Annotated in this window: 20 protein-coding genes and 1 pseudogene; 14 read left to right on the plus strand and 7 right to left on the minus strand. The window is 71.9% G+C overall.

Going from position 1 to position 25,480, the window contains the following annotated elements; all coding sequences use genetic code 11:
* Positions 1-48 precede the first annotated feature (48 nt).
* The 3 genes from ABIA35_RS35260 to ABIA35_RS35270 are packed head-to-tail and all read right to left on the minus strand — an operon-like array spanning position 49 to position 5,175.
* Positions 49-2,733 carry a transglutaminaseTgpA domain-containing protein gene (locus ABIA35_RS35260; RefSeq protein WP_370360847.1) on the minus strand — a complete coding sequence of 895 codons (2,685 nt, stop codon included), beginning with the start codon at positions 2,731-2,733 and terminating at the stop codon, positions 49-51.
* A gap of 28 nt (positions 2,734-2,761) precedes the next feature.
* Positions 2,762-4,171, minus strand: a complete 1,410-nt coding sequence (locus tag ABIA35_RS35265) for a DUF58 domain-containing protein (protein WP_370339821.1) — start codon at positions 4,169-4,171, stop codon at positions 2,762-2,764.
* 38 nt (positions 4,172-4,209) lie between these two features.
* Positions 4,210-5,175, minus strand: coding sequence for an AAA family ATPase (locus ABIA35_RS35270; protein ID WP_370339859.1), 966 nt, complete (start codon positions 5,173-5,175; stop codon positions 4,210-4,212).
* A 643-nt stretch (positions 5,176-5,818) separates the two neighbouring features.
* On the opposite strand from ABIA35_RS35270, the gene mraZ reads away from it, so the two are divergent.
* The 7 genes from mraZ to mraY all read left to right on the plus strand — a co-directional run bounded on the left by mraZ (position 5,819) and on the right by mraY (position 14,870).
* Positions 5,819-6,271 (plus strand): division/cell wall cluster transcriptional repressor MraZ, encoded by a 453-nt coding sequence (gene mraZ / locus ABIA35_RS35275; protein ID WP_370360848.1) that lies wholly within the window; start codon positions 5,819-5,821, stop codon positions 6,269-6,271.
* Positions 6,272-6,547: 276 nt separating this feature from the next.
* Positions 6,548-7,498 carry a 16S rRNA (cytosine(1402)-N(4))-methyltransferase RsmH gene (gene rsmH / locus ABIA35_RS35280; protein ID WP_370339823.1) on the plus strand — a complete coding sequence of 317 codons (951 nt, stop codon included), beginning with the start codon at positions 6,548-6,550 and terminating at the stop codon, positions 7,496-7,498.
* Positions 7,499-7,689: 191 nt separating this feature from the next.
* Positions 7,690-8,232, plus strand: coding sequence for a cell division protein FtsL (locus ABIA35_RS35285; protein WP_370360849.1), 543 nt, complete (start codon positions 7,690-7,692; stop codon positions 8,230-8,232).
* 42 nt (positions 8,233-8,274) lie between these two features.
* Positions 8,275-10,353, plus strand: coding sequence for a peptidoglycan D,D-transpeptidase FtsI family protein (locus ABIA35_RS35290; RefSeq protein WP_370360850.1), 2,079 nt, complete (start codon positions 8,275-8,277; stop codon positions 10,351-10,353).
* A gap of 163 nt (positions 10,354-10,516) precedes the next feature.
* A complete protein-coding gene (locus tag ABIA35_RS35295) occupies positions 10,517-12,139 on the plus strand; it encodes a UDP-N-acetylmuramoyl-L-alanyl-D-glutamate--2,6-diaminopimelate ligase (RefSeq protein WP_370360851.1) in 1,623 nt (540 codons plus the stop codon).
* A complete protein-coding gene (gene murF / locus ABIA35_RS35300) occupies positions 12,136-13,728 on the plus strand; it encodes a UDP-N-acetylmuramoyl-tripeptide--D-alanyl-D-alanine ligase (RefSeq protein WP_370360852.1) in 1,593 nt (530 codons plus the stop codon). Before ABIA35_RS35295 ends, murF begins: the two co-directional genes overlap by 4 nt.
* 71 nt (positions 13,729-13,799) lie before the next feature.
* Positions 13,800-14,870 (plus strand): phospho-N-acetylmuramoyl-pentapeptide-transferase, encoded by a 1,071-nt coding sequence (gene mraY / locus ABIA35_RS35305; RefSeq protein WP_370339860.1) that lies wholly within the window; start codon positions 13,800-13,802, stop codon positions 14,868-14,870.
* Between the two features lie 25 nt (positions 14,871-14,895).
* On the opposite strand, the gene ABIA35_RS35310 is transcribed toward mraY, so the two are convergent.
* Both ABIA35_RS35310 and ABIA35_RS35315 read right to left on the minus strand, forming a co-directional pair.
* Positions 14,896-15,474 (minus strand): hypothetical protein, encoded by a 579-nt coding sequence (locus ABIA35_RS35310; protein ID WP_370360853.1) that lies wholly within the window; start codon positions 15,472-15,474, stop codon positions 14,896-14,898.
* A 141-nt stretch (positions 15,475-15,615) separates the two neighbouring features.
* On the minus strand, positions 15,616-16,791 hold the full coding sequence (locus ABIA35_RS35315; RefSeq protein WP_370339829.1) for a glycerate kinase: 1,176 nt from the start codon (positions 16,789-16,791) through the stop codon (positions 15,616-15,618).
* A gap of 130 nt (positions 16,792-16,921) precedes the next feature.
* Here ABIA35_RS35315 and nadA point away from each other — a divergent pair, with 130 nt between their 5' ends.
* Positions 16,922-18,139, plus strand: coding sequence for a quinolinate synthase NadA (gene nadA / locus ABIA35_RS35320; RefSeq protein WP_370339830.1), 1,218 nt, complete (start codon positions 16,922-16,924; stop codon positions 18,137-18,139).
* A gap of 100 nt (positions 18,140-18,239) precedes the next feature.
* Here nadA and ABIA35_RS35325 read toward each other — a convergent pair whose 3' ends face one another.
* On the minus strand, positions 18,240-18,818 hold the full coding sequence (locus ABIA35_RS35325) for a TetR family transcriptional regulator (protein WP_370360854.1): 579 nt from the start codon (positions 18,816-18,818) through the stop codon (positions 18,240-18,242).
* Between ABIA35_RS35325 and ABIA35_RS35330 the strand changes: the two genes are divergently transcribed.
* From ABIA35_RS35330 to ABIA35_RS35340, 3 genes are all read left to right on the plus strand, one after another.
* Positions 18,795-18,950: a hypothetical protein gene (locus tag ABIA35_RS35330; protein ID WP_370360855.1), complete on the plus strand. Its 156-nt coding sequence runs from the start codon at positions 18,795-18,797 to the stop codon at positions 18,948-18,950. The genes ABIA35_RS35325 and ABIA35_RS35330 overlap by 24 nt on opposite strands.
* A 169-nt stretch (positions 18,951-19,119) precedes the next feature.
* Entirely contained in the window at positions 19,120-19,485 is a 366-nt protein-coding gene (erpA, locus tag ABIA35_RS35335; RefSeq protein ID WP_370339833.1) for an iron-sulfur cluster insertion protein ErpA, read from the plus strand.
* Between the two features lie 212 nt (positions 19,486-19,697).
* The gene (locus ABIA35_RS35340; protein ID WP_370339834.1) at positions 19,698-20,687 is read left to right on the plus strand and encodes a carbohydrate kinase family protein; all 990 of its coding nucleotides are present in this window, start codon (positions 19,698-19,700) and stop codon (positions 20,685-20,687) included.
* An 83-nt stretch (positions 20,688-20,770) separates the two neighbouring features.
* On the opposite strand, the pseudogene ABIA35_RS35345 reads toward ABIA35_RS35340, so the two are convergent.
* A pseudogene (locus ABIA35_RS35345) lies at positions 20,771-21,991 on the minus strand (cysteine desulfurase family protein); the annotation flags it as partial.
* Between the two features lie 261 nt (positions 21,992-22,252).
* Between ABIA35_RS35345 and coxB the strand changes: the two are divergent.
* The 3 genes from coxB to ABIA35_RS35360 are packed head-to-tail and all read left to right on the plus strand — an operon-like array spanning position 22,253 to position 25,367.
* Positions 22,253-23,200, plus strand: coding sequence for a cytochrome c oxidase subunit II (coxB, locus tag ABIA35_RS35350; protein ID WP_370339836.1), 948 nt, complete (start codon positions 22,253-22,255; stop codon positions 23,198-23,200).
* On the plus strand, positions 23,197-24,951 hold the full coding sequence (ctaD, locus tag ABIA35_RS35355) for a cytochrome c oxidase subunit I (RefSeq protein ID WP_370339837.1): 1,755 nt from the start codon (positions 23,197-23,199) through the stop codon (positions 24,949-24,951). Before coxB ends, ctaD begins: the two co-directional genes overlap by 4 nt.
* Positions 24,948-25,367: a cytochrome c oxidase subunit 4 gene (locus ABIA35_RS35360; protein WP_370339838.1), complete on the plus strand. Its 420-nt coding sequence runs from the start codon at positions 24,948-24,950 to the stop codon at positions 25,365-25,367. Before ctaD ends, ABIA35_RS35360 begins: the two co-directional genes overlap by 4 nt.
* The last annotated feature ends 113 nt before the right edge of the window (positions 25,368-25,480 follow it).

Here is a 25,480-nt window from a genome sequence, read left to right on the forward strand (position 1 = left end):
AATTCGGGGGCCCGGCCTTCGCTCTTCCGTCCTGTCACTTGACCGCCGTCAGCGCGGCGACCGCCCGCCCCGCCCCGCCCCCGGCGTCCGGGAGCGCAGCCGCGAACCGGCGCTCTGCACCCGCTCGTACACCCGCCCGGTGAAGTCCTCCCGGCGCTCCCGCAGCGCGGTCAGCGCCGACGGCGGCAGCACCGTGGCCCGGATCCGGGTCCGGCGGGAGACCGGTTCGGCCAGGCCGGCCCGGATCTCCTTGAGGTCCTCCAGCAGGTTCGGCGCGGGCGCCGCCCCGGAGGCCGTCGGACGCTGCAGTGTCCGCGCGTAGTTGGCGCGCTCGGCCAGCACCGTGACCCGGCCCATGGCGTCCTGCGCGGGGCGCGACAGGTGCGCCTGTTTGATGATCCGCTCGGCGCTGCGCCGCGGGGTCTCCGAGCTCGGCCAGGTGTAGCCCAGGTCGGTGGCGCTGTCCCGGACCTCGTCCCAGGCCGCCAGGATCCGCAGCCGCTCCGGGTCCTGCTCGGGCCGGCGTGCGGAGGGCACGTCCGCGGACTCCCAGTCGAGTCCGTCCGTGTCCTCGCCACCGGACTTCGCGCGCCGCCCGGCGCGCCGGCCGGAGGCCAGCTTCCAGCGGGCCCGGCGCCGCGCGATGCGCACCGCCATCGGGACGCACGCGATGAGCAGCAGGCCCAGCAGGATGAAGCGCACGGCGATGGCGTAGCCGGATCCGCCGAACAGCCAGTACTGCAGGAACCGCGGCACGGCCCCGAACCAGCCCAGCCAGCTGAACTTGGACGCGGGCGCGGCCGGCGCGGCACCGGTGTCGGAGTTGGGGCCGCAGCCGCCGGCCTTGCGGATGTTCACCGGGCAGTTGGTCGCCGAGGAGGCCCCGGCGCCGGAGGGCGCCGTGGTGGTCGGGCTCTGCGACGGCGAGGTCGTGGCGCTGCCGGAGGCGTTGGTGCTGTAGTGCGGTACCCGACCGTGGCCCCCGCTGAGGTTGCCGTTGTCGATGCCCACCGTCGGCTCGAACCGCAGCCAGCCCACGCCGTGGAAGAACAGCTCCGGCCAGGAGTGGTAGTCGTGCATGTTGACCTGGTAGCCGCCGGCGACAGGCGAGCCCGGCGTGAAGCCCACCGCGACCCGGGCCGGGATGCCGAGCGAGCGCGCCATGGCCGCCATGGTGTCGGCGTAGTACTGGCAGAAGCCCCGCTTGTTCTGCAGCAGCCACTCCATCGCGGTGTCGCCGGTCTGCTGCTGCTTCGGGACGTTCATCGAGTACGAGTAGCCGTTGGCGGGGTTCTGGAAGTAGTCCTGGATCGCCTGGGCCTGGTCGACCGGGTTGGTCAGGCCCTTGGCGATCTGCTTGGCCAGCGCGCTCACGTCGGCCGGGATGTTGGCGGCGTCCAGGTCCTTGCCCAGGCTGTAGAACGTCTTGTCGTCGTTGGTGGCCGGGGCGGCCGTCGCCAGCTCGGCCGGGGGCAGCGAGGAGGTGTCGAAGACCGTGGCCTTGTAGTCCATGCCCGGGAAGACCGTGGTGGATCCCAGGACCGCCAGCGAGTCCGGGTCGGCCGAGAAGCCCGGCGTCAGGCCGGTGACCTGCTTGGCCGGATAGGGGAGCGGCAGGGAGCTGAAGTTGCTGCCCGGCAGCTTGGTGCTCTCGTTCGTCTGGTACGTGATCTCCAGCTGGTTCGTCTTCGGCTGGGTCTGGTTCACGGTGAACCCCGGCACCGTGGTGGAGATCGTCCCGTCGTCCTGGATCGGCCTCAGCGGCGCCGTCGGATCCGGGGTCCAGGGCGTGGTGCTCTTGCCGTCGAACAGGTCCAGCGTCTGCAGCCGGATGTACTGGGGCGTGCCGGTGTACTTGAGCACCGGGTCGTCGGTCAGCGAGCCCAGGTTCGCCTTCAGGTCCAGGACCTGGCTGAAGGAGCCCTTGCCCTTGTGGCCGCTGCCGTTCCCGGTGCCGCCGTCCGGCCCGATCCCGAACAGGCCGCCGGAGACGGTGGGCAGCAGGACCGGCGCCAGGACCGCGACGATCAGCGCGTACATCGTGATCTGGTGGCCGGTGGCGGCGATCGGCCCGGTGTCCACCCGGGCCTTGGGCGCGGCCACCGGCTTGCCGTCGGGGCCGGTCCGCTGCCGTCCGGCGTGCACCAGCGGGCGGCCCCAGCGGCCCAGCCGGTCGCGGCCCTCGGCCGACAGCAGCGCGGTGTAGCCGGCCGCGGCCAGCGCGAACGCCAGCCAGTCGTAGCCGCCACCGCTGCGGGTGGCCGGGACCAGGTACAGCGCCAGCAGCGGCAGGCCGGCCAGCGGGGCCGCGGCGTACGTCGCGGCCAGCGCGTCCACCAGCACCGCCAGCGCGCTCAGCGAGAGCACCAGGATCGCGGCGATGCCCGCGGTGGCCGGGCCGCCGACGAAGGTGTCGCGGATGTCGTGGGCGCCGGTGGAGTACAGGTTCCCGAGCTTGCTGAACACCGACCAGGTCGGCAGGACGCCGAAGAAGGCGGTGCCGTGCGCCAGCAGCACCATGTCGTACCAGAACACCACCGCGGCCTGGGCCAGCACGACCAGCGGCCGGGGCCGGATCAGCCGCCGGAACAGCTCGCCGGAGGCGGTGGCCACGATCACGGCCAGCACGATCGGCCAGACCCACGAGCCGGGGGCCAGCAGCCGCAGCAGCCCCGAGGAGGTGAGCAGCAGCGCGACGGCCGCGGCTATGCCTATGCGCAGTCTGCCGGTCATCGGTCCATACCCCCGTCGTCCCCGTCGGTCATCGCGCCGCCCCCAGTTCGGTCCCGGCCATCCCGGCCGTCCCGGCCGCTCCCGCGGCTCCGGCCGCCCGGGAGGCGGCCGTGCTGCCGGTGCCGGTGCCGCCGTTCCCGCGCCGCGCCGCCAGCTCCCACAGCTCCGGCAGCCGGTCGCCCGGCTCCACCTCCACCACGCGCCAGCCCCCGACCCGCAGCACCTGCGCCGAGCCGACGAACCGGGCCTGCGCCTGCGCCATCGGCTTGCCGCCGAGCCAGGACGCGGTGTCCATGGCGAAGGCCACGCCGGAGGTCGTGGAGTGCCGGACCCGGGCCAGCTCCGAGGCGTCGTCCCCGGACAGGTCGCCGAGCACGGCGATCACCAGGCTGTCCCCGCCGCCCTGGCGCAGCATCGCGTTCGCGCCGGACAGCGTCGCGGCGTTGCTCATCTCCACCACGGCCAGCGCGTCCAGCAGCATGCCCTCGAAGTCCAGGCCGACCGCCGCCGAGGAGTCGTGCGCCGCCGCGGTCACCGCCTGGCCGGTCTCGGTCAGCAGCCGCACCGCGTAGCCGTGCCGGGCCATGTGGATGGCGATTGAGGCCGCGGAGGAGACCGCCCACTCGAAGGAGGAGGCCGGGCCGTCGCCGCGGTGCGCGATCGCGCGGGTGTCCAGCAGGATCGTGGCCCGGCTCTGCCACACCTGCTCCTCGCGGCGCACCATCAGCTCGCCGGTGCGGGCCGTGGAGCGCCAGTGCACGCGGCGCAGGTCGTCGCCGTGGCGGTACTCGCGGGTGCCGATGTCGTCCTCGCCGGCCGCGGCCACCGAGGTCGCGTGGCCCTCGCCACGTCCGCTCCAGGCCTGCCCGACCGGGGCGTTCGGCAGTGCGTGGACCTGCGGGGTCACGGTCAGCGCGTGCTGCGCCGAGAACGAGCGCGACAGCTCCACCAGCCCGAACGGGTCGGCCAGCCGCAGCGCCAGCGGCCCCAGCAGGTAGCGGCCGCGCACGTCGGAGCGCACGCGGTAGACCACCCGGCGCCGGCCGTTGGGTTCGACCTTGTTCAGCACGAAGCGCGGCCGGGAGCCCAGCACGTACGGCACCCGGTCCTCGACCAGCAGCGTGCCCGAGGGCAGCCGGGAGACGTTCTCCAGCCGCAGGTGCACGCGCGCCTCCTGCCCGACCCCGACCCGGGCCGGCTCCAGCGCACGGCGGCACGAGACCCGGTAGCGGGTCCGGGCCAGCACCATGATCGCGATCAGCGGCAGCATCGCCAGCATCGCGCCGACCCGCAGCAGCACCTTGTAGTCGAACAGCATGCCGCAGGCCATCGCGGCCAGCCCGGCGGCCAGGAAGGACCGGCCGCGGGTGGTCAGGCCCGCCAGCCGCCCGCCGCGGCCCTCGGTGTTCTCCGTGTTCTGATTCTGTTGGGCGGACATGGTTGCCCTTTTCTGTTTCTGTGAACGGCCGGCAGGGCTCAGCGTCGGGCGTGGTGCGCGCCGCCGCCCAGCGAGGGCACCGGCACCGCCGCCACCAGGCCGGCCACCACCTGCTCGGTGGTGCGGCGGCTGATCTGGGTCTCGGCGGTCGGCAGCAGCCGGTGCGCCAGGACCGAGACCGCCAGGTGCTGGATGTCGTCGGGCAGCACGAAGTCCCGGCCCTCCATCGCCGCCGCCGCGCGCGCGGCCCGGACCAGCTGCAAGGTGGCCCGGGGCGAGGCGCCCAGCCGCAGCTCGGGGGAGGTGCGCGAGGCGTTGACCAGGTCCACGGCGTAGCGCCGGACCTCGTCGGAGACGTGGATGTGCCGGACCGCCTCGATCAGCGCGGCCACCTCGTGCGCGTCGGTGACCGGCCGCAGCTGGTCCAGCGGCGAGACCTGGCCGTGGGTGTCCAGCATCCGCAGCTCGGCGGCCGGCGCCGGGTAGCCCACCGAGATGCGGGCCATGAACCGGTCGCGCTGCGCCTCGGGCAGCGGGTAGGTGCCCTCCATCTCGATCGGGTTCTGGGTGGCCACCACCATGAACGGCGACTCCAGATGGAACGTGGTGCCGTCCACGGTCACCTGCCGCTCCTCCATGGACTCCAGCAGCGCCGACTGGGTCTTGGGGGAGGCGCGGTTGATCTCGTCGCCCACCACGAAGTTGGCGAAGATGGCGCCGGGCTTGAACTCGAACTCCTTGCGCTGCTGGTCGAAGATCGAGACCCCGGTGATGTCCGAGGGCAGCAGGTCCGGGGTGAACTGGATGCGCCGCACCGTGCAGTCGACGGTCTTGGCCAGCGCCTTGGCCAGCATGGTCTTGCCGACCCCGGGCACGTCCTCCAGCAGCAGGTGGCCCTCGGCCAGCAGCACCGTGACGGCCAGCTTCACCACCTCGGGCTTGCCCTCGATGACCGTCTCGACGGCGCTGCGGATCCGGGCGGTCACGGCGGCCACGCGCTCCAGGCCGGCCCCGCCGGCCGGGCCCGTCGGGGGCGCCGCGGGAGCCGCGACGGCGTCCAGGCCGCCGCCCCCGGTGTATCCCAGCTCGCTGTTGCCGACCGTCACAGGATCCTCCCACCATGTCCGATCAGCCGCGCGGTGTTCCGCGCGGCCGCCCCGCCCGGTCCCGCCCCGTGCCGGATCCGGTCCGATCCGCCCGGGCTCGGTCGCCAGGCCCCCGCCACGTGCTCCGCCACGTGTGGGGCGTCCACTCTTCCCGCTGATCGCACGGCGCGCCCAGCGAAAACATGTACTCCTCAGATCTTCGCTCACTGCGGGGCGCCTAGGGCAATAGATGCCGCCAAATCTTTGGCCCAGTGGTCTGGACCACCCCCGTCACGCGCCCGTTAGAAGCAAGACGCCTTCTGGACGGTTCGCGTTGCAGAGCCCGTTCGGGGCAATCACCCATCCGGGGTCCGGGGCCACTGTGACCTGCCCTGATCCAATGTTCGACGGTTGCCCGCGACGTTTGGTGGAGTACAGTGGGGGGAAGTGGAGCGGGACCGGGGCCGATTTCGGACTACCGCGCAATGCGCAGATTTTTTACGGACCCGGCTGTTCTTAATCGGTACCGACCTGGACGCCGACTGGCCGGGAGGAGGCGCGCGTGTTCCTCGGGACCTACACGCCCTCCCTGGACGACAAGGGCCGGCTGATCCTGCCCGCGCGCTTCCGCGAGGAACTGGCCGCGGGCCTGGTGGTGACCAAGGGGCAGGAGCGCTGCCTGGCGGTGTGGACCGCCGAGGGCTTCGCCGAACTGACCGCGCAGATGCGCAGCGCCTCCCGGCCCGGCGCCCCGGACGCGGCGATAGGCCGCTCGTCCCGGGACTACCACCGGGTGTTCTTCGCCAGCGCCTACGACTGCCAGCCCGACGCGCAGGGGCGGATCGTCATCCCGCCCCCGCTGCGCGCCTACGCGGGGCTGTCCCGGGAATGCGTGGTGATCGGCGCCGACACCCGGCTGGAGGTCTGGGACGCCGCGGCGTGGGCCGATTACCTGGCCGGGGCCGAGTCCGCGTTCTCCGCGTCCGGATCGGAGGCGGCCCCGGACCAGATCTGAACCCCATCCGAGCCCGGATCTGAACCCGCATCTGAACCCGCGCGGCACCCGGAAACGTTCCGGTGGCCGTCGGAGCACGGCGCACGCCGCGTGCCCTGTGGCCTCCTCCCGCTCGACCGGACCGCCCGGCTGGCACACCTTCCCCGGTGCCAGCCCGGCGGCACCCGGCCTTGAACGGGCGGGGACCAGAAGGCGCGCGGCGTGCTCCGGTTCTGCGGTCCGCTCGGTACCGTGGGCCCGAACCAAAGGCAGACTTCGAAGGCGGAACCACCACCGATGACAAGCGCGACGCACATCCCGGTCATGCTCGAACGCTGTGTCGAGATCCTCGGCCCGGCCCTTGAGCGCCCCGGAGCGGTCGTGCTCGACGCCACTTTGGGGCTGGGCGGGCACAGCGAGGCGTTCCTCCAGCGCTTCCCCGGCGTGCGCCTGATCGGCCTGGACCGCGACCCGCAGGCCCTGGAGGCCTCCGGCCGGCGCCTGGCACCCTTCGGCGAGCGCGCGACGCTGGTGCACGCGGTGTACGACGAGATCCCCGAGGTGCTGGAGCGGCTCGGCGTCGCGGAACTGGCGGGGACGCTGTTCGACCTCGGAGTCTCCTCGCTCCAGCTGGACATGCGCGAGCGCGGGTTCGCCTACAGCTACGACGCGCCGCTGGACATGCGCATGGACTCCTCGCGCGGCATCACGGCGGCGGAGATCGTGAACACCTATCCGGCCGCCGACATCGCCCGCATCCTGCGCGACTACGGCGAGGAACGCTTCGCCCGGCGCATCGCGGACAAGATCGTGGCAGAGCGCGAACGGGAACCGTTCACCACCACGGCGCGTCTGTCCGATCTGGTGCGGGACGCCATCCCGGCGGCCACCCGGCGCACCGGAGGGCACCCGGCCAAGCGCACATTCCAGGCCCTGCGCATCGCGGTGAACGACGAACTGCCGGTCCTGGAGCGGGCACTGCCGGCGGCGGTGGCGGCCACCGGCCTCGGCGGCCGCATCGCGGTCCTGTCGTACCACTCGCTGGAGGACCGGCTGGTCAAGCGGGCGTTCGCGAAGGCCTCGGAATCGGCGGCCCCGCCCGGACTGCCGGTGGTGCCGGAGCAGTACCAGCCGAAGTTCAGGCTGCTGACGCGGGGCGCCGAGCCGCCGACCGAGGCCGAGATCGCGGAGAACCCGCGGGCCGCCTCGGCGAAGCTGCGGGGCGCCGAGCGCGTGAGGGAGGGGTAGCGATGGGGACGGGGTCTTCGGGCGGCGGGGACGGCGGCGGGCGGGAGGACCGGGCGGATCGGGAGGACCGGCCTGATGCGGCTGATCGGGCTGATCGGGCGAGCGGTGGTTCTGGCGGACCCGGCGGACCTGGCGGTTCTGGCAGTTCCAGCGGGCCCGGAGGCCCTGGCCGTACCGTCTCGCCGCGGCTTGTGGTCCTGGCCGGGCGCAAGGGGACTCCGTCGCTGCTGCCGTTCGTGGCGGTGCTGCTGGTACTCGGCGTGGTCGGGCTGCTGGCGCTGCTGTTGCTGAACACCGAGCTGAACAAGGGCGCGTTCACGATAAAGCAGCAGAAAGCCACGGCGACCAAGCTTGAGCAGCAGTCGGAGCAGATCCAGCAGTCGCTGAACGGCTTGGACGATCCCGGAGCCCTGGCATCCCAGGCTTCGCAGATGGGCATGGTGCCGAACCCGAATCCGGCCTTCCTGGCGCCGAACGGCTCGGTCCTCGGCTCCCCGACGCCCGCACCCACGCCGACTCCCTCGCCCGCCGCGCCGACAGCGAACGGTGTGGCTCCCGGTGAAGCGGTTCTACCGACGACGCCTGCTCCGACCACTCCGACGACGCCGAGCACGCCGAGCACGCCGAGCACGCCGACTCCCAGTGCCCCAGCCGCCAAGCCTGGTGTGGTCCCGGCGCCCGCTCCGGCACCGATCCCCAAGCCGATCCCCACCCCGACCGGGGCCGGCCGATGACTTCCACCAGCAACCCCTCCCGAGCAGCGACGGGGAGCAAGCATGAGTGACCGAGACCGCCCCGACGAGCCCCACCCCGGCCGTCCGCGCCGGCCCGCCGACGGCCCTGAAGGCCGTAAACCGCGCCGACCGGCCCGGCCACCCCACCAAAGCACCGAGCGCGACGGTTCCGACCCCGCCGCCGGAGCCCGCCCCCGCCCCCGCAAAACCGCCGTGCGCCAGCTCCCCCCGCGCCGCCCCACCGCCGGTGCGAGCCCGGCGCCGGCGCGTCCGCGGCCGCCGGGCCCGCGCACCCCGACCCTGCGCATGGGCTCTCCGCGGCGGCGGCTGCGGGTCACCATGTTCGGGCTGCTGTTCGCCTTCTCCCTGTTCGCCGGGCGGCTGTTCCAGCTCCAGGCCGTCGATGCCGGCGGGTATGCGCAGGCCGCCTCGACCGGGCGCGAGGCCACCGCCGTGCTGCACGCCTCGCGGGGCGCGATACTGGCCGCCGACGGGACGCCGCTGGCCGAGTCCGTCGAGGCCTATGACGTCACCGCCGATCCGACGCTGGTCGCTCGCTACCACGAGGACGTCGACGAGCTCGCCGCCAAGCTGGCCGGGCTGTTGTCGGCCGCGCCCGAGTACGCGCAGGGCGGCGCGCCCAGCGTCACGGATCTGCAGGCCGGGCTGACCAAGCCGAATACCCGGTACGTCGTGCTGGCGCACAAGGCCTCGCCGGTCACGTGTGCCAAGATCCGGGCGCTGGCGGTGTCCAACACCAGCGACCCGGCCAGCATCGTCGGGGTCTACACCAACTCCCGCGACGACCGTCGTACCTATCCCGGGGGCACGCTGGCGGCGAACGTCATCGGCTTCACCGACGCCGACGGTGTCGGCAAGGGCGGGATCGAGCAGATGCTGAACGACCGGCTGGCCGGCAAGGACGGCCAGGAGTCGTATCAGGCGGCCTCCGGGGTGGAGATCCCCACCACCGGGGTGAATCTGAAGCCGGCGGTGGACGGGCAGAGCGTGAAGACCACCATCGACCCGGACATCCAGTGGGCTGCCGACCAGGCGCTGTCCCAGGAGGTGAAGAAGACCGGCTCGCTGTCGGGGACGGTCGTGGTGCAGGACGTGAAGACCGGCCAGATCCTTGCCCTGTCGAACTACCCGACCTTCGACCCGCGCCACATCAGCAAGGCCGACACGCCCAACCTGGGCAACCGCGCGTTCACCGACCCCTTCGAGCCCGGGTCGGTGGCCAAGGTCATCACCATGTCCGCGGCCATCGAGACCGGCGTGGCCGAGCCGGACACGCAGCTGCCGCAGTTCTCCTCGCCGAAGCTGTTCAACGGCGTCTTCTACCACGACGACGTGGACCACGGCCCGTGGAGCCTGACCATGACCGGAGTCCTGGCCGCGTCCTCCAACGTCGGCACCATCGAGGTCGCCGACCTGTTCCAGCCGCACGGCGTGGACCGCGACCAGACCATCGCCAAATACCAGCGGCTGTACGGCTTCGGGCAGAAGACCGGCATCGGCTTCCCCGGCGAGAGCGCGGGCATCCTGGACCCGCCGAACAAGTGGAGCGACTCCGAGCGCTACACGGTGCTCTACGGCCAGGGCCTGGCCGCCACCGCCGTCCAGGACGCCTCGGTCTACCAGACCATCGCCAACGGCGGCGTGCGCATCGCGCCGTCCCTGATCCAGGGCTACACCGACTCCTCCGGCAAGTACACGCCGGCTCCGGCGCCGCAGCAGACGCAGGTGGTCAGCGCCGCGACCGCCGGCAAGGTGGCCGACATGCTGGAGGCGGTCACCACCTCCCAGCGCGGCACCGGTACCACGGCCAAGATCCCGGGCTACCGGGTCGCCGGCAAGACCGGCACCGCGAACCGTTACGACCAGAAGACCGGCGGCTACAACGGCTACACCGCGTCGTTCATCGGCTTCGCCCCGACCGACAAGCCGCAGATCGTCGTCGCCGTGTCGTTGCAGGCCCCGGTCGGCGCGCACTTCGGCGCCGAGATCGCCGCGCCGGTGTTCACGCAGGTCATGGGGTTCGCGTTGCAGAGCCGCGGGGTCGCGCCGACGGACACGCCGCCGGCCGATCTGCCGACCACATACGGCACCGGTGACTGACCGGTCACCAGGAGCTGTCCATGAAGTCATTGACATTCAAGGCGGCCCCTGCCGCGTCCGTCACGTTTCACCAGCGGGTTTGGTCCGCGAGCGCGGCGGACGCGAATATTCAGCGAGGAGCTGAACGCACGACCGCGCTCTGCGAACCGGTAGCCTTCCGCACGTGCCCCATCTGACCGTCTCCGCCGATCCGAGGACGTATCGGGATCCCATGACCTCCACACCGCGCCCGCACCACCTTCCGCAGCACAGCGTCCGCGCCTGTGCGGAGTACGTCGGCGCTGCCGTGGCCGCGACAGCGGCCGCGACCACGGAGGCCCTGGACACGGCGGTCACCGGGCTCTCGCACGATTCGCAGGGCATCCGGCCCGGCGACCTGTACGTCGCCTGGCCGGGCGCGGCGCGGCACGGGGCCGAGTTCGCCCCCGGCGCCGTGGCCGCCGGAGCGGTCGCGGTCGTGACCGACGCCGCGGGCGCGATGATGCTCGACGGCCTCGCGGCCCCGGTCCTGGTGGCCGAGGACGTGCGCGGCCTGGCCGGCCGGCTGTCGGCGTTCGTCTACGGCGAACCGGCGGCGCGGCTGGCGATGTACGGCGTCACCGGCACCAACGGCAAGACCACGACCAGCTACCTGATCGACGGCGGCCTGCGCCGCGCCGGCCTGAAGACCGGCGTGATCGGGACCGTGCAGATCCTCATCGGCGACGAGGTGGTGCCCTCCGTGCGCACCACGCCGGAAGCCCCGGACCTGCAGGCGATCCTGGCCACGGCCGTGGAGAAGGACGTCGACGCGGTCGCGATGGAGGTCTCCAGCCACGCGCTGGCCTACGGCCGCACCGCCGGGATCCGGTTCAAGGCGGCCGCGTTCCTGAACCTGACGCAGGACCACCTGGACTTCCACGCCGACTTCGAGGACTACTTCGAGGCCAAGGCCAAGCTGTTCACCCCGGAGTACACCGAGCGGGCCGTCGTCGACGTGGACGACGAGCACGGCCGCCGGATCGTCGAGCGGTGCCGGGCCAACGGCGTCGAGGTGCACACCTTCTCCATCAAGGGCGCCGCCGCGGACTGGACCGCCGAGGACATCGTGCTCGGCGCCGACGCCTCGACGTTCACCGTCGTCGGCCCGGACGGCCGCCGGCACAAGGCCTCCGCCGGGCTGCCCGGCGACTTCAACGTCGCCAACGCGCTGGCCGCGATCGTGCTGCTGGCCGTCACCGGGATCGACCTGGAGACCGCCGTCGCCGGCGTCGCCGACGTGCACGGCGTTCCGGGCCGCATGGAGCGGGTCCAGGTCCCCGGCCAGGAGTTCCTCGCGGTCGTCGACTACGCCCACACCCCCGACGCGGTGCTGACGGCGCTTCGCGCGCTGCGGCCGGTGGCCGAGCGCGGCCACGGCCGGCTGCGCGTGGTGGTGGGCTGCGGCGGGGACCGCGACAAGACCAAACGGCCGCTGATGGGCGCCGCCGCGGTGCGGCTCGCCGACGAGGCCGTATTCACCGATGACAACCCGCGTACGGAAAGTTCAGCGGACATTCTCGCGGCCGTCACCGCCGGCGCCGACGCCGAACTGGCCGGTGCCGAGCAGAATTACCGCGTGGTCGCCGACCGGGCCGAGGCGATCGCGTACGCGGTCGCCGCCAGCGGCCCCGGCGACGTGCTGATCGTCGCCGGCAAGGGACATGAGCAGGGGCAGGAGATCGCAGGAGTGAAGAAGCCGTTCGACGACCGGGTGGTGCTGCGCGCCGCTTTGGAAGCGGCCGGAAAGGACCGCAGCGAGCAGTGAGCCCCCATAATCTCGGCTGGATCGCGGACACCGTGGGCGGGACCCTGAGCGGTCCCCCCGGTACCGCCCAGGAGGAGCTCGCGGAGCTCGACGTCACCGGGCCCGTGGTGTTCGACTCGCGGGACGCCGCGCCCGGAGCGCTGTTCGTGGCGTTCCCCGGCGAGGCCGCCGACGGCCACGCCTTCGTCCAGGCCGCCGTCGACAAGGGGGCCGTCGCCGTTCTGGCCGCCCCCGACGAGGCCTACCGCAAGCCGTGGACCGGCAGGGGGAGCGTCCCGACCGTCACCGTCCAGGACGGGGACCTGCTGCGCGCGCTGTCCGCGCTGGCCACCGCGCACCTGGCCGGGCTGCCCCGGACCACGGTCGTGGGCCTGACCGGCTCGGCCGGCAAGACCACCACCAAGGACCTGATCGGCCGGCTGGCCCGCGAACTGGGCCCGACGGTGGCGCCGAAGGGGAGCTTCAACAACGAGCTCGGATTCCCCATCACCGTGCTGCGCACCGACCAGGACACCCGGTACCTGGTCGCCGAGATGGGCGCGCGCGGCATCGGGCACATCAAGCACCTGGCGACCATCGCGCCGCCGCGCATCGGCGTCGTGCTGAACGTCGGCAGCGCGCACCTCGGCGAGTTCGGCAGCGTCGAGGCCATCGCCGAGGCCAAGGGCGAGCTGGCCGCCGCCGTGCCGGAGGCCGGGAACTGCAACCCCGACCGGGACGGCGTGGCCATCCTCAACGCCGACGACGTCCGGGTGCGGGCCATGGCCGCGCGCACCAAGGGCCGCGTGGTGCTGTTCGGCGAGGCGCCGGACGCCGACGTGCGGGCCGAGGACGTGCACATCGGCGCGGACGGCCGGGCGGGCTTCACGCTGCTCTACCGCGACGCCGAGGGACCGCACCGGTTCCCCGTCGCGCTGCGCCTGGTCGGCGAGCACCAGGTGTCCAACGCGCTGGCCGCCGCGGCGACCGGCCTGGAGCTGGGCCTGGCCGGCGAGAAGGTGGCCGAGGTGCTCTCGGCCGCCGAGCCGGACAGCAAGTGGCGGATGGCGATCGGGGAGTCCGCCGACGGCGTGACCATCGTCAACGACGCCTACAACGCCAACCCGGAGTCGATGCGCGCGGCGCTGAAGACGCTGGCCACCATGGCCCGCGCGCGTCCCGGCGCGCGCTCCTGGGCGGTGCTGGGCACGATGGGCGAACTCGGGGACAACGCCGCGGTGGAGCATGACGCCGTCGGGCGGCTGGCGGTGCGGCTGAACATCAGCCAGACCGTCGCGGTCGGCGCGACCGCCGCCGCGATCCACAGCGGGGCCTCGATGGAAGGGTCCTACGACGGGGAGTCGGTGGCCGTGCCGGACGGCGAGGCCGCGCTGGCCTTCGTGCGCGCCGGCGCCAGGCCCGGCGACGTGGTGCTGGTGAAGGCCTCGCGCTACGTCGGCCTGGAGTGGGTGGCCGAGGCGCTGCTGGAACGTGCGGGTGCGGGGGACGGGGACTCCGACGTGGACAGCGGGGACCACGGGGACTTCAGACATGGTGCCGGGGACGGCGACGCGCCGCAGGCGCGCGGTGCGGGAGGTGGCGTCCGGTGAGCAACTTCGCGGCGGTCCAGACCGGGGTGGGCGCGATCGTGCCGCACGCCGGTTCGGAAGGCGGCCTGCAGATGCGCGGGGTGCTGTACGCGGCGGGGATCGCGCTGTTCTTCTCGCTGATCGGCACGCCGATGGCGATCAAGACCCTGGCGCGCTACGGCTTCGGCCAGCCCATCCGTGAGGACGGCCCGACCACGCACCAGGCCAAGCGCGGCACGCCGACCATGGGCGGCGTGGTGATCGTGCTGGCCACCCTGCTCGGCTACGGCTTCACCAAGCTGGCCACGATGAAGGTGCCGACCGCCTCCGGGCTGCTGGTGCTGTTCCTGATGGCCGGCATGGGCGTGGTGGGCTTCACCGACGACTTCCTGAAGGTGTTCCGGCAGCGCTCGCTGGGCCTGCGGGCCAAGGCGAAGATGGTCGGGCAGTGGATCGTGGCGATCGCCTTCGCGGTGATGGCCATCCACTTCCCCAACGCGCTGGGCTACACCCCGGGCAACACGCACCTGTCGTTCGTGCGGAACATCTCGGCGGTCGACCTGGGCGCGGTGCTGTTCGTGATCTGGGCCGGGCTGCTCATCGCCGGCACGTCCAACGGCGTGAACCTGACCGACGGACTGGACGGCCTGGCCACCGGCTCGTGCGTGATGGTGTTCGCCTCCTACGTGCTGATCGGCGTGTGGCAGCACGGCGAGTCCTGCGCGACGCTCGGCACCGGTGTGCAGGGCTGCTATCCGGTCCGAGATCCGCTCGACCTGGCGATCGTGGCCGCGGCCATCATGGGGGCCTGTTTCGGCTTCCTGTGGTGGAACACCTCGCCGGCCAAGATCTACATGGGCGACACCGGCTCCCTGGCCCTCGGCGGCGCCCTGGCGGGCCTGGCGATCTGCTCGCAGACCGAGCTGCTGCTGGCGCTGCTCGGCGGGCTGTTCGTGATCATCACCCTGTCGGTGGTGATCCAGGTCGGCTACTTCAAGATCAGCGGCGGCAAACGGGTCTTCAAGATGGCCCCGCTGCACCACCACTTCGAGCTCGTCGGCTGGGCCGAGGTGACGGTGGTGGTGCGGTTCTGGATCATCTGCGGACTGTTCGTCGGACTGGGGCTGGGCGTGTTCTACGCCGGGTGGATCACGGTCAAGTAGCTTCGTTCGACGTCAGGCCCCGCTGCTACGAAGGCAGCGGGGCCTTCGTCGTCGCGGTGACGGTCCAGTGCGCTGTGTCCAGTGTCCGCAGCGACGCGTCGGCGTAGAGCCCGCACAGGTCGCGCGGCAGATCGACGCGCACAGCGGTGCCCTGCGCGTCGACCAGCGCGATCGCCGGCGGCACGACGCCGATGGCCGGACACGCCAAGACCGGGCCGGCGGGCTCGGGGATGAGCGGGGGCTTGAGGGCGGCGAGCACCGCTTGGAGATCGGCCGCGGTCGAGGTCTGGGAACTCGTCACGGTGAAGGCACCGGTGTCCCAGCTGTCCGTGCAGCGCACCGCACGGACCGGGGCGAAGCCCGGCGGGACGCGGCCCGCGGTCTGCTGCGCGGGCGGCGTCCCGGAGTCGGCCGGCGTGGGCGGCAGCGGCCGGAAGGCCGGTTGCGGGGCGATCGCGCACGCGGGCAGGACGTAGACCGGCGGTCCGGTCGGCACCGTGGCCAGGACCAGTCGGGTCGGGATGTCGGTGGAGCCGGGGGCCAGGCGCCATCCCAGGCCGGCTCCGCCGACCGCGGCGATCGCCGCAGCTCCGAGTGCCGCCACAACCGCGAGTCTCATGGCTTTTCGACGCGGGGCGGGCGCCGCCGGTTCCCCGGGTCATCATCGCCGGTCACCCGCGATCCGCCACCCGCCACCCGCGATCCGCGATCCGCGATCCGCGATCCGCGATCCGCGAGCAGCCTGCTAGCTGTGCGACCAGCTCTTCGCCACCCGCTCCGCCAGGGCCGTCAGGTGGAACTCGGCATGGGCCATCGCCTCCTGCGCGGAGCCGGCCTGCTCGGCGACCTCGTACGCGGCCGCGAATCCGGCGGCGGCCAGTTCTCGCTTGCCCACTTCCACCACGCCGGCCAGGACCAGGCACGGCCGGCCGGACTTCAGGGCGGCCTCGGCGACGCCGGTGGGGACCTTGCCGCCCAGGGAGCTGTGGTCGAAGCGGCCCTCGCCGGTGATGACCAGGTCCGCGTGCGCGATCAGGTCGGCCAGGCCGGTCTCGGTGATGACGGTGCCGATGCCGGCGACGCGGCGGCCGCCCAGGAGCATCAGGCCGTAGCCCAGGCCTCCGCCCGCGCCGGCGCCGGGGGCGTCCAGGGTGCGGCGGATCGCGCCGGGTTCCTGGCCGATGGCGCCGGCGAGCTCGGCGAAGTGCGTGAGGGCGGCGTCCAGGCGCTGGACGTCGTCGTCGGTCGCGCCCTTCTGCGGGCCGAAGACGGCCGCGGCGCCGCGCAGGCCCAGCAGCGGGTTGTCGACGTCGCTGGCGATGACGATCTCGACGCCCTCCAGCCGGCGCCGGGGCTCGGTCAGGTCCAGCGTGTGCAGGCTCTTCAGGGCCGCGCCCCCGGCGCGCAGCACCTCGGCCGGCTCGGCGCCCAGGGCCGCCAGAAGCCCTGCGCCGCCGTCCGTGCTGCAGGTCCCGCCGAGCCCGATGACCAGGCGCTTCGCGCCGTCCTCCACGGCCGCGGCGATGAGCTCGCCGACGCCGTAGGTGCCGGCGGCCTTGGCGTCGCGCTCCTCGGCCGGGACCAGGTGCAGTCCGCAGGCCTCGGCGACCTCGATGTACGCGGTCGGGTGTCCCGCGACCTCGGTGTCGCCGGCCGGGCCGCCGCTCAGCTCGATCAGGTAGCGCCCGGTGACCTCGGTCCCCAACGGCCCGGTGACCGTGGCCAGCCGCTCCCCGAAGCGCCGCCGGCCCTCGAAGGCGTCGGCGAGGGCGTCCAGGAAGCCGGGGCCGCCGTCCGACATCGGGACGGCCGTCACGGTGTCCTCCGGCGAGGTCCGGAGCCAGCCGGCGGCGACGGCCTGCACGGCCTCCGGGGCGGTGAGCGTTCCGGCGAACTTGTCCATGGCGATGACGATGTGCACGCACCGGATGGTAATCGCTTTCCCCCAGCCGGAGCTGTGACGTCCGCCACGGCGCGCGGTCCTCGCTTCTCGTCACACTGACACTAGGGTATGATCCTTTAACGTCAGATAGACGAAAAGGGGTGACGGGATGTCCACAGCGTCCACCGAGGCACCGGCTCCGGCCTTCCAGGAGCCGACTCCGACGCCGGTCAGCCTGCTCCTGCTGGGCCGCTCCGCCGACCCGCGCAGCGAGCGCGGCGTGGAGTGCCCGGGCGATCTGCCCCCGGCCTCCGACCCCGACCTGGTGGCCCGCGCCGAGGCGGCGAAGGCCAAGCTGGGCGACCGGCTGTTCATCCTGGGGCACCACTACCAGCGCGACGAGGTCATCCGGTTCGCCGACGTCACCGGCGACTCCTTCAAGCTGGCCCAGCAGGCCGCGGCCCGCCCCGAGGCGGAGTACATCGTCTTCTGCGGCGTGCACTTCATGGCCGAATCGGCGGACATCCTCACCAGCGCCGACCAGCAGGTGATCCTGCCCGACCTGGCCGCCGGCTGCTCGATGGCCGACATGGCCACCGCCGAGCAGGTCGAGCGCTGCTGGGAGCGCCTGCAGGACCTTGCCCGCGGCGGAGCCGCTGATGGATACAGCGCGGAGAACGTTGTACCGGTCTCCTACATGAACTCCTCCGCCGACATCAAGGCCTTCACCGGCCGCCACGGCGGCACGATCTGCACCTCCTCGAACGCCCAGCGGGCCCTGGAGTGGGCCTTCGCCAAGGGCGAGCAGGTCCTGTTCCTGCCGGACCAGCACTTGGGGCGCAACACGGCGGTGCGCGACATGGGCTTCTCCCTGGACGACTGCGTGGTCTACAACCCGCACCGCCCCGACGGCGGCCTGACGGACGACCAACTCCGCGGCGCGAAGATGATCCTGTGGCGCGGCCACTGCTCGGTCCACGGCCGCTTCACCCCGGAGTGCGTGGACGACGTGCGCGAGCGCGTCCCCGGCGTGAACGTCCTGGTGCACCCCGAGTGCCGCCACGAAGTGGTCGAGAAGGCCGACTACGTGGGCAGCACGGAGCGCATCATCACCCTGCTGAACGAGGCCGAGCCCGGCAGCGCCTGGGCCATCGGCACGGAGCTGAACCTGGTGAAGCGCCTCGCGACCGAGCACCCGGACAAGCAGATCGTGTTCCTGGACAAGAGCATCTGCTACTGCTCGACGATGAACCGCATCGACCTCCCGCACCTGGTGTGGGCGCTGGAGGCGCTGGCCGACGGCCGGGTGCCGAACGTGATCGAGGTGGACGCGGACACGGCGCACTACGCGCGCGTGGCGCTGGAGCAGATGCTCGCGCTGCCGTAGGGCGGGGGACAAGCGGGGGATCAGGCGTGGGGCCGGGCTCTTGAGGGTGAGCCCGGCCTCATTGGTTTTCGTTCACTGGGTTTCGTTGACTGGGTTTCGTTCACAGGTCTTCGCTCACCCTGTCCAGCGCCGCGAACATCCGCCCGGCCGCGGCCGTCACCTCGGCGCGCACCGCCTCGATCTCCTCCCCGGCGGCGAGCTTGCGCCGGATCTCGGCGACCACCGCGCGGAATGTGCCGGCGAGCGCTCCGGCCAGCAGGCGGGGGAGCGGGTCGCCGGGCGCGGCCTCCTCGGCCAGGGCGGCGGCGAGCGCGGCTTCCGAGCGCTCGGCGATCTCGCGGGTGCGGGCCCGCAGCGACGAGCTCTCGTCGACGATGTGCCAGAAGGCGTCCGCCTCCTTGCTCAGGCCGAGCGTCGGGTCGCCCTGGGCCAGCGCGCTCAGGACGCCGTCGCGGACGGCCGCGGTCGGCGTCGTGCCGCGGGGGCGGGTGCGGACCCAGGCGGCCAGGCGGTTCTCGACTTCGGACTGATCGGCGCCGACGTCCCCATACGCATCGCCGAGAACGGCTGGTCCACTGGCGGCGGACGTTCCGAGCAGCGCCAGGCCGAGGTGGTCGAGACCGTCCTGGCGACCGTCCTGCGCCTCAGGGAGCGCTTGAGCATCACCGGTTACAGCCACTTCTGTCTGCGCGACGCCGATTCCGCCGCCACCGGATCCCTCTACTACGGCTTCGGTCTACTCCATACCGACTACACGCCCAAGCCCGCCTTCGCCGTCTACCGAGCCGCCTGTCGGCAGGCCGGGCACTAGAAACGCCCCGACCGGGTATGAGCCGCCGCACAGCCGCGCTCTGTCCAGCACCACTGATCCGGGACCTGTGCGACGATGGGGACGGAATAGCTTCCGGCGGCGCGTGGTTCCCCCTTGTTGTGCAGGCGCGCTCCACGGGGCGCCGGTGTCCAGAAGAAGGAGTACGCATATGACCGTGCAGACGGAGGCCTCGCAGGAGGCGACTGTCGCGCAGGGCATCATCTTGACGGCCGAGGCGGCCTCCAAGGTGAAGTCCCTGCTGGAGCAGGAGGGCCGCGACGACCTGTCGCTGCGCGTCGCCGTTCAGCCCGGTGGCTGCTCGGGTCTGCGCTACCAGCTCTACTTCGACGACCGCACCCTCGACGGCGACGTGGTCGCCGGCTTCGACGGTGTGAACGTCGTCACCGACCGGATGTCGGCGCCGTACCTGGCCGGGGCGACGGTGGACTTCGTCGACACCATCGAGAAGCAGGGCTTCACGATCGACAACCCGAACGCGGGTTCGTCGTGTGCCTGCGGCGACAGCTTCAGCTAAAGAGGAAACGACCCGCCCGGGCCCGCACGGCACCCTCGAAGGTGTGTGAAGGCCCCGGCGGCGGTTAATACGGTGGGTGGGCCCGTTCGCGGGTCCACCCATTTGCCGTGCCCGCGAGATGCCCGCCAGAACCGCGACACCCGCGAGGTCCCCGGACGCCGGAGCGACCGGTGCCGCGGCCGACTTCCCCGCCGAACAGAATCGAGTCTCCCGTGCGTGTTGCCGTCGCCGCCTCCATCGCGACCGACCACCTGATGAGCTTCCCCGGCCGCTTCGCCGAGCAGCTGGTGGCCGACCAGCTCCACACCGTCTCGCTGTCGTTCCTGGTCGACTCCCTGGAGATCCGCCGCGGCGGCGTGGCCCCGAACATCTGCTTCGGCATGGGCAAGCTGGGCATGCGCCCGATCCTGGTCGGCAGCGCCGGCGAGGACTTCGCCGAGTACCGGTCCTGGCTGGAGCGGCACAACGTGGACTGCGAGTCGGTCCGGATCAGCGACCTGCTGCACACCGCGCGCTTCGTGTGCACCACCGACTCCGACCACAACCAGATCGCCTCCTTCTACACCGGGGCGATGGCCGAGGCCCGGCTGATCGAGATCGGCCCGATCGCCACCCGGCTCGGCGGTCTGGACCTGGTGCTGATCGGCGCCGACGACCCCGAGGCGATGCTGCGGCACACCGAGGAGTGCCGCGAGCGCGGCATCCCGTTCGCCGCCGACCCCTCCCAGCAGCTGGCGCGCATGGAGGCCGAGGACATCAAGCGGCTCGTGGACGGCGCGCAGTACCTGTTCACCAACGAGTACGAGGCCGCGCTGATCGAACAGAAGACCGGGTGGGACGCCGACGAGATCCTGCGCCGTGTCGGCGCCCGGGTGGTCACCCTCGGCGCCAACGGCGTGCGCATCACCCGGCGGACCGCGGACGGCGAGGTCCAGGTCCTGGAGGTCGCCACCCCCAAGGAGGAGGCGAAGGCCGACCCGACCGGCGTCGGCGACGCCTTCCGCGCCGGCTTCATCGCCGGCCTGTCCTGGGGTGCCGGCGAGGAACTGGCGGCCCAGGTCGGCTGCATGCTGGCGACCCTGGTGATCGAGACGATCGGCACCCAGGAGTACGACCTGAGCCGCGGCCGCTTCCTGGAGCGCTTCGCGGTGGCTTACGGCAGTGCCGCGGCCGGCGAGGTCGTGAAGCACCTGGCGGCCTGAGTGCCCTGAGTGTGCTGAGCAGTCTGGGCAGCCCGAGCCGGCCCGGTGCTTTCACTCGATCGGGTCAGTGCGGCTTCTGGTCAGCGCAGCTTCTCCACAACGCGCGGCAGCACGGCGAGGAAGCGGTCGACGTCTTCCTCCGCCGTGCCGAACGGCAGCGAGACCCGCACGTTGCCCCGGTCCGCGGCGCCCATGGCGACCAGCACGTGGCTCGGGGTGACGGTGTCCGAGGTGCACGCCGAGCCCGACGACACCTCGAACCCGGCCTCGTCCAGGTCCAGCACCAGGGCCTCGGCGTTGACCGCCGGACAGGAGAAGGCGACCAGGTTCGGCAGCCGGTCCACCGGGTCGCCGAAGACCTCGATGTCGTCGGCCACCGTCGGCAGCACCGCCCGCAGCCGCTCGGTCAGCGCGCGCAGCCTTACCGCCTCGGCCTCCCGCTCCTGCTCCCGGGCCAGCAGCGCGGCGGCGGCCGCGACGATCCCGGGCAGGTTCACCGCCCCGGGCACCCGGCCGTCCTCGTGCTCGTCGACGGCCCACGCCGGGGCGAACCGCGTCCCCTTGCGGACGGCGAGGATCCCGACGCCGGCCGGCCCTCCCCATTTGTGAGACGAAGCACACAGCACCGACCACTCCCGGGGCACCGGCAACCGCCCCACGACCTGGGCGGCGTCCACCAACAGCGGGACCCCGGCCCCGACCGCGGCCTCGAACACCGGCGCCAGCGGCTGGACCGTGCCGACTTCGTGGTTCGCCGCCTGCAGGCAGGCCAGGGCGGTCCCCGGCACCCGCACCTCGCGCGCGAAGACCTCGGGGTCCACGCGGCCGAGCGGGTCCACGCCGACCACCGACACCACGCCGGAGGCGGCCAGGACCTCGGCGATCGTCGGTTCGCTGCCGCTGCCGCTGCCGCTGCCGCTGCCGCTGCCGCCGGTGCCGCCGCTGCTACCGCCTCCACCACCACTCCCGACCGTCGCGACATGCAGCTCCGCCGCGTGCAGCACCGCCGAGTGCTCGACCGCTGAGACCACCAGCCGCTGTCCGGTCCGCCGCCGCCCGGCCAGCACCCCGGCGACCCCGTAGTGGATCGCCGCCGTCCCCGAAGGAGTGAAGAACACCTCCCGGGCCCGGCACCCGAGCACCTCGGCCACTGCCGCCCGGGACTGGTCCAGCAGCATCCGTGCCTGCCGTCCGGCCCGGTACAGCCGGCCCGGGTCGGCCCAGCCCTCGTCGAACGCCGCCAGCAGCGCGGCGCGGGCGGCCGGGTGCGGGGGCTCGGCGGAGGCGGCGTCGAAATGAGTCACAGCCTTGACGATACGGCGTGTTCCCCCGCTCCGATCTTCGGATGAACGCTCGTCAGTTCGGCCGTAAGCGTGACCGCCGCACCCCGCCACAAGCGTTAACCGGGACCTGCACGCGGGAGGCAATTGGGGCTGGAGTAGGGTTTGGCCGCGAGAGAGAAGACACCGCCCCTGGCAGGGCCGTGACGTGCGGGCACACCGGGTGCGATCCCGGCGGGTCCGCCGCCTGCCTGCCGCCAAGGCTTGAACCTCGGGAAGGCAACCTTGAGTCCACACGGCTCCGACCCGTCGCCGCAGCGCACCACCCCGGCGCGGCGATCGCGGCGCGCGAAGCTCGGCGTTCTTGCCGTGGCCGGGCTGGTCGCCGCGACCGCCACCGGCTGCGACAGCGGCCAGTTCAAACGGCTGGGCGTCCCCGCGCCGGCCACCAAGGAAGCGCCGATCATCCTGCACCTGTGGCAGGGCTCGTGGATCGCCGCGCTCGCCGTCGGCGCCCTGGTGTGGGGCCTGATCCTGTGGTGCGTCATCTTCTACCGCCGCAAGCGCACCGGTGTGGAGATCCCCGCTCAGACCCGCTACAACGTGCCGATCGAAGTGCTGTTCACGGTCGTGCCGTTCATCATGATCGCGGTGTTGTTCTTCTTCACGGCCAAGGACGAGTCCAAGCTCCTGGCGCTGCACAAGGACCCCGCCGTCAAGGTGAACGTCGTGGGCCGGCAGTGGTCCTGGTCGTGGAACTACAACTACGACGCGACCACGCAGCAGGCCACCCCCGGCCAGCTGGCCGTGTACGACGCCGGCACGCCGGCGGACCTGCCGGTGCTGTGGCTGCCGGTGAACGAGCGGGTGCGCTTCACCCTGACCTCCACCGACGTCATCCACTCCTTCTGGGTGCCGAACTTCCTGTTCAAGCTGGACGTGGTGCCCGGCCGGGTCAACGAGTTCGAGCTCACCCCGAACAAGGAGGGCGAGTTCATCGGCCGCTGCGCCGAGCTGTGCGGCGTCGACCACTCCCGGATGCTGTTCAAGGTCAAGGTCGTCTCCGCGGCCGACTACCAGGCCCACCTGGAGGCCCTGGCGAACAAGATCGACCCGGTGACCGGCAAGGGTCAGACCGGCCAGATGCCCGTGGGCTACAACCCGAACGGCGTCCCGCTGCGCGTCGGCCCGCTGACCGGTATCGGCAACGACACCACAGGGAAAGAAAAGTGACGGCCATCAGTGAACCGCGCGCGGTCAGCGCGCCGTACGAGCGCCGTGTCCCCGGCAACATCGTGGTCAAGTGGCTGACGTCCACCGACCACAAGGTGATCGGGTACATGTACCTCATCACGTCGTTCTGCTTCTTCGGGATCGGCGGCCTGCTCGCCCTGCTGATGCGCGCCGAGCTCGCCCGGCCGGGTCTGCAGTTCCTGACCACCGAGCAGTTCAACCAGGCGTTCACCATGCACGGCACGATCATGCTGCTGATGTTCGCCACCCCGCTGTTCATCGGGTTCGCGAACGTCATCGTGCCGCTGCAGATCGGCGCCCCGGACGTGGCCTTCCCGCGGCTGAACATGTTCGCCTACTGGCTGTTCCTGTTCGGCTCGCTGATCGCCGTCGGCGGCTTCCTCACCCCGCAGGGCGCCGCGGACTTCGGGTGGTTCGCCTACTCGCCGCTGACCGACGCGATCCACTCCCCGGGCATCGGCGCGGACATGTGGATCATGGGTCTGGCGCTGTCCGGCTTCGGCACGATCCTCGGTGGCGTCAACTTCATCACCACGATCGTGTGCATGCGCGCGCCCGGCATGACGATGTTCCGCATGCCGATCTTCACCTGGAACATCCTGCTGACCGCGGTGCTGGTCCTGATGGCGTTCCCGGTGCTGGCCGCCGCGCTGTTCGCGCTGGAGGCCGACCGGCGCCTGGGGGCGCAGATCTTCGAGTCGGACAACGGCGGGGCGCTGCTGTGGCAACACCTCTTCTGGTTCTTCGGACACCCAGAGGTGTACATCGTCGCGCTGCCGTTCTTCGGCATCATCTCCGAGATCATCCCGGTCTTCAGCCGTAAGCCGATCTTCGGCTACAACACGCTGGTGATGGCGACGATGTCGATCGCCGGCCTGTCGGTGACGGTGTGGGCGCACCACATGTTCACCACCGGCGCGGTGATGCTGCCGTTCTTCGCCTTCATGTCGTACCTGATCGCGGTGCCCACCGGCATCAAGTTCTTCGACTGGATCGGCACCATGTGGCGCGGCTCGCTGAGCTTCGACACGCCGATGCTGTGGTCGGTGGGCTTCCTGGTCACCTTCCTGTTCGGCGGTCTGACCGGCGTGCTGCTGGCCTCCCCGCCGATCGACTTCCACGTGCAGGACTCGTACTTCGTGGTCGCGCACTTCCACTACGTGCTGTTCGGCACCGTGGTGTTCGCGATGAACGCCGGCTTCTACTTCTGGTGGCCGAAGTTCACGGGCAAGATGCTGGACGAGCGCCTGGGCAAGATCCACTTCTGGATCCTGTTCGTCGGCTTCCACACCACCTTCCTGGTGCAGCACTGGCTCGGCGCCGAGGGCATGCCCCGCCGCTACGCGGACTACCTGGCCAGCGACGGGTTCACCACGCTGAACACGATCTCCTCGATCGGCTCGTTCGTCCTGGGCGCCTCGACCCTGCCCTTCCTGTACAACGTGTACATCACCGCCAAGCGCGGCAAGAAGGTCACGGTCGACGACCCGTGGGGCTACGGCCGCTCCCTGGAGTGGGCCACCTCCTGCCCGCCGCCGCGGCACAACTTCACCTCGCTGCCGCGCATCCGCTCCGAATCCCCGGCCTTCGACCTGCACCACCCCGAGGTCGCGGCCCTGGACCTGGGCCACGGGCACGGCAAGAAGCCCGCGGTGGCCGCCGCCAAGTCGGCGCCGGCGCAGGACACTCAGGACACGACCGGGACTGACACGGAGGACGGTGCCAAGTGAAGGTCGAGGCCAAGCTCTTCGGGTTCGTCGCCGTCTTCCTGATGATCGACATCCCGGTGTACTGGTTCCTGTCCAAGGACACCGTCGGCACCACCGCGCTGTCCATGGCCTTCGGCCTGTGCGCGCTGGTGTGGTTCTACCTGTACTTCACCGCGATCCGCATCGGGCCGCGCCCGGAGGACCGCGACGACGCGGAGATCTCGGAGATGGCCGGCGAGCTCGGCTTCTTCTCCCCGCACTCGTGGTGGCCGCTGTACACCGCGGGGTCCGCGGCGATCGCCTTCATGGGCATCATCTTCGGATGGTGGCTGTTGCTGGTGGCGGTCCCGTTCGGCGCCTACTCGGTGATCGGGTTGGTGTTCGAGTACTACCGGCGTGAGAACAACCGGTACGGCGAGGCCGGCGCCGGGCACTGAACCGGCGCGGCTGCCCCCGGGCGGTCTGCTGAAGTTGGAGAAGGGCCCGGGCCCCGGAGCGATCCGGGGCCCGGCCCTTTTGCTTTCCAATGTCTGCGCCCTGTCCCAGGAAT

Source organism: Catenulispora sp. MAP12-49, assembly GCF_041262705.1.
Classification (GTDB): Bacteria; Actinomycetota; Actinomycetes; order Streptomycetales; family Catenulisporaceae; genus Catenulispora.

Coding starts and splice junctions, on each gene's coding strand:
- ABIA35_RS35260 (WP_370360847.1), bottom strand. CDS start 2,733: ATGACCGGCAGACTGCGCATAGGCATAGCCGCGGCCGTCGCGCTGCTG.
- ABIA35_RS35265 (WP_370339821.1), bottom strand. CDS start 4,171: ATGTCCGCCCAACAGAATCAGAACACGGAGAACACCGAGGGCCGCGGC.
- rsmH (WP_370339823.1), top strand. CDS start 6,548: ATGACAAGCGCGACGCACATCCCGGTCATGCTCGAACGCTGTGTCGAG.
- ABIA35_RS35290 (WP_370360850.1), top strand. CDS start 8,275: ATGAGTGACCGAGACCGCCCCGACGAGCCCCACCCCGGCCGTCCGCGC.
- mraY (WP_370339860.1), top strand. CDS start 13,800: ATGCGCGGGGTGCTGTACGCGGCGGGGATCGCGCTGTTCTTCTCGCTG.
- nadA (WP_370339830.1), top strand. CDS start 16,922: ATGTCCACAGCGTCCACCGAGGCACCGGCTCCGGCCTTCCAGGAGCCG.
- erpA (WP_370339833.1), top strand. CDS start 19,120: ATGACCGTGCAGACGGAGGCCTCGCAGGAGGCGACTGTCGCGCAGGGC.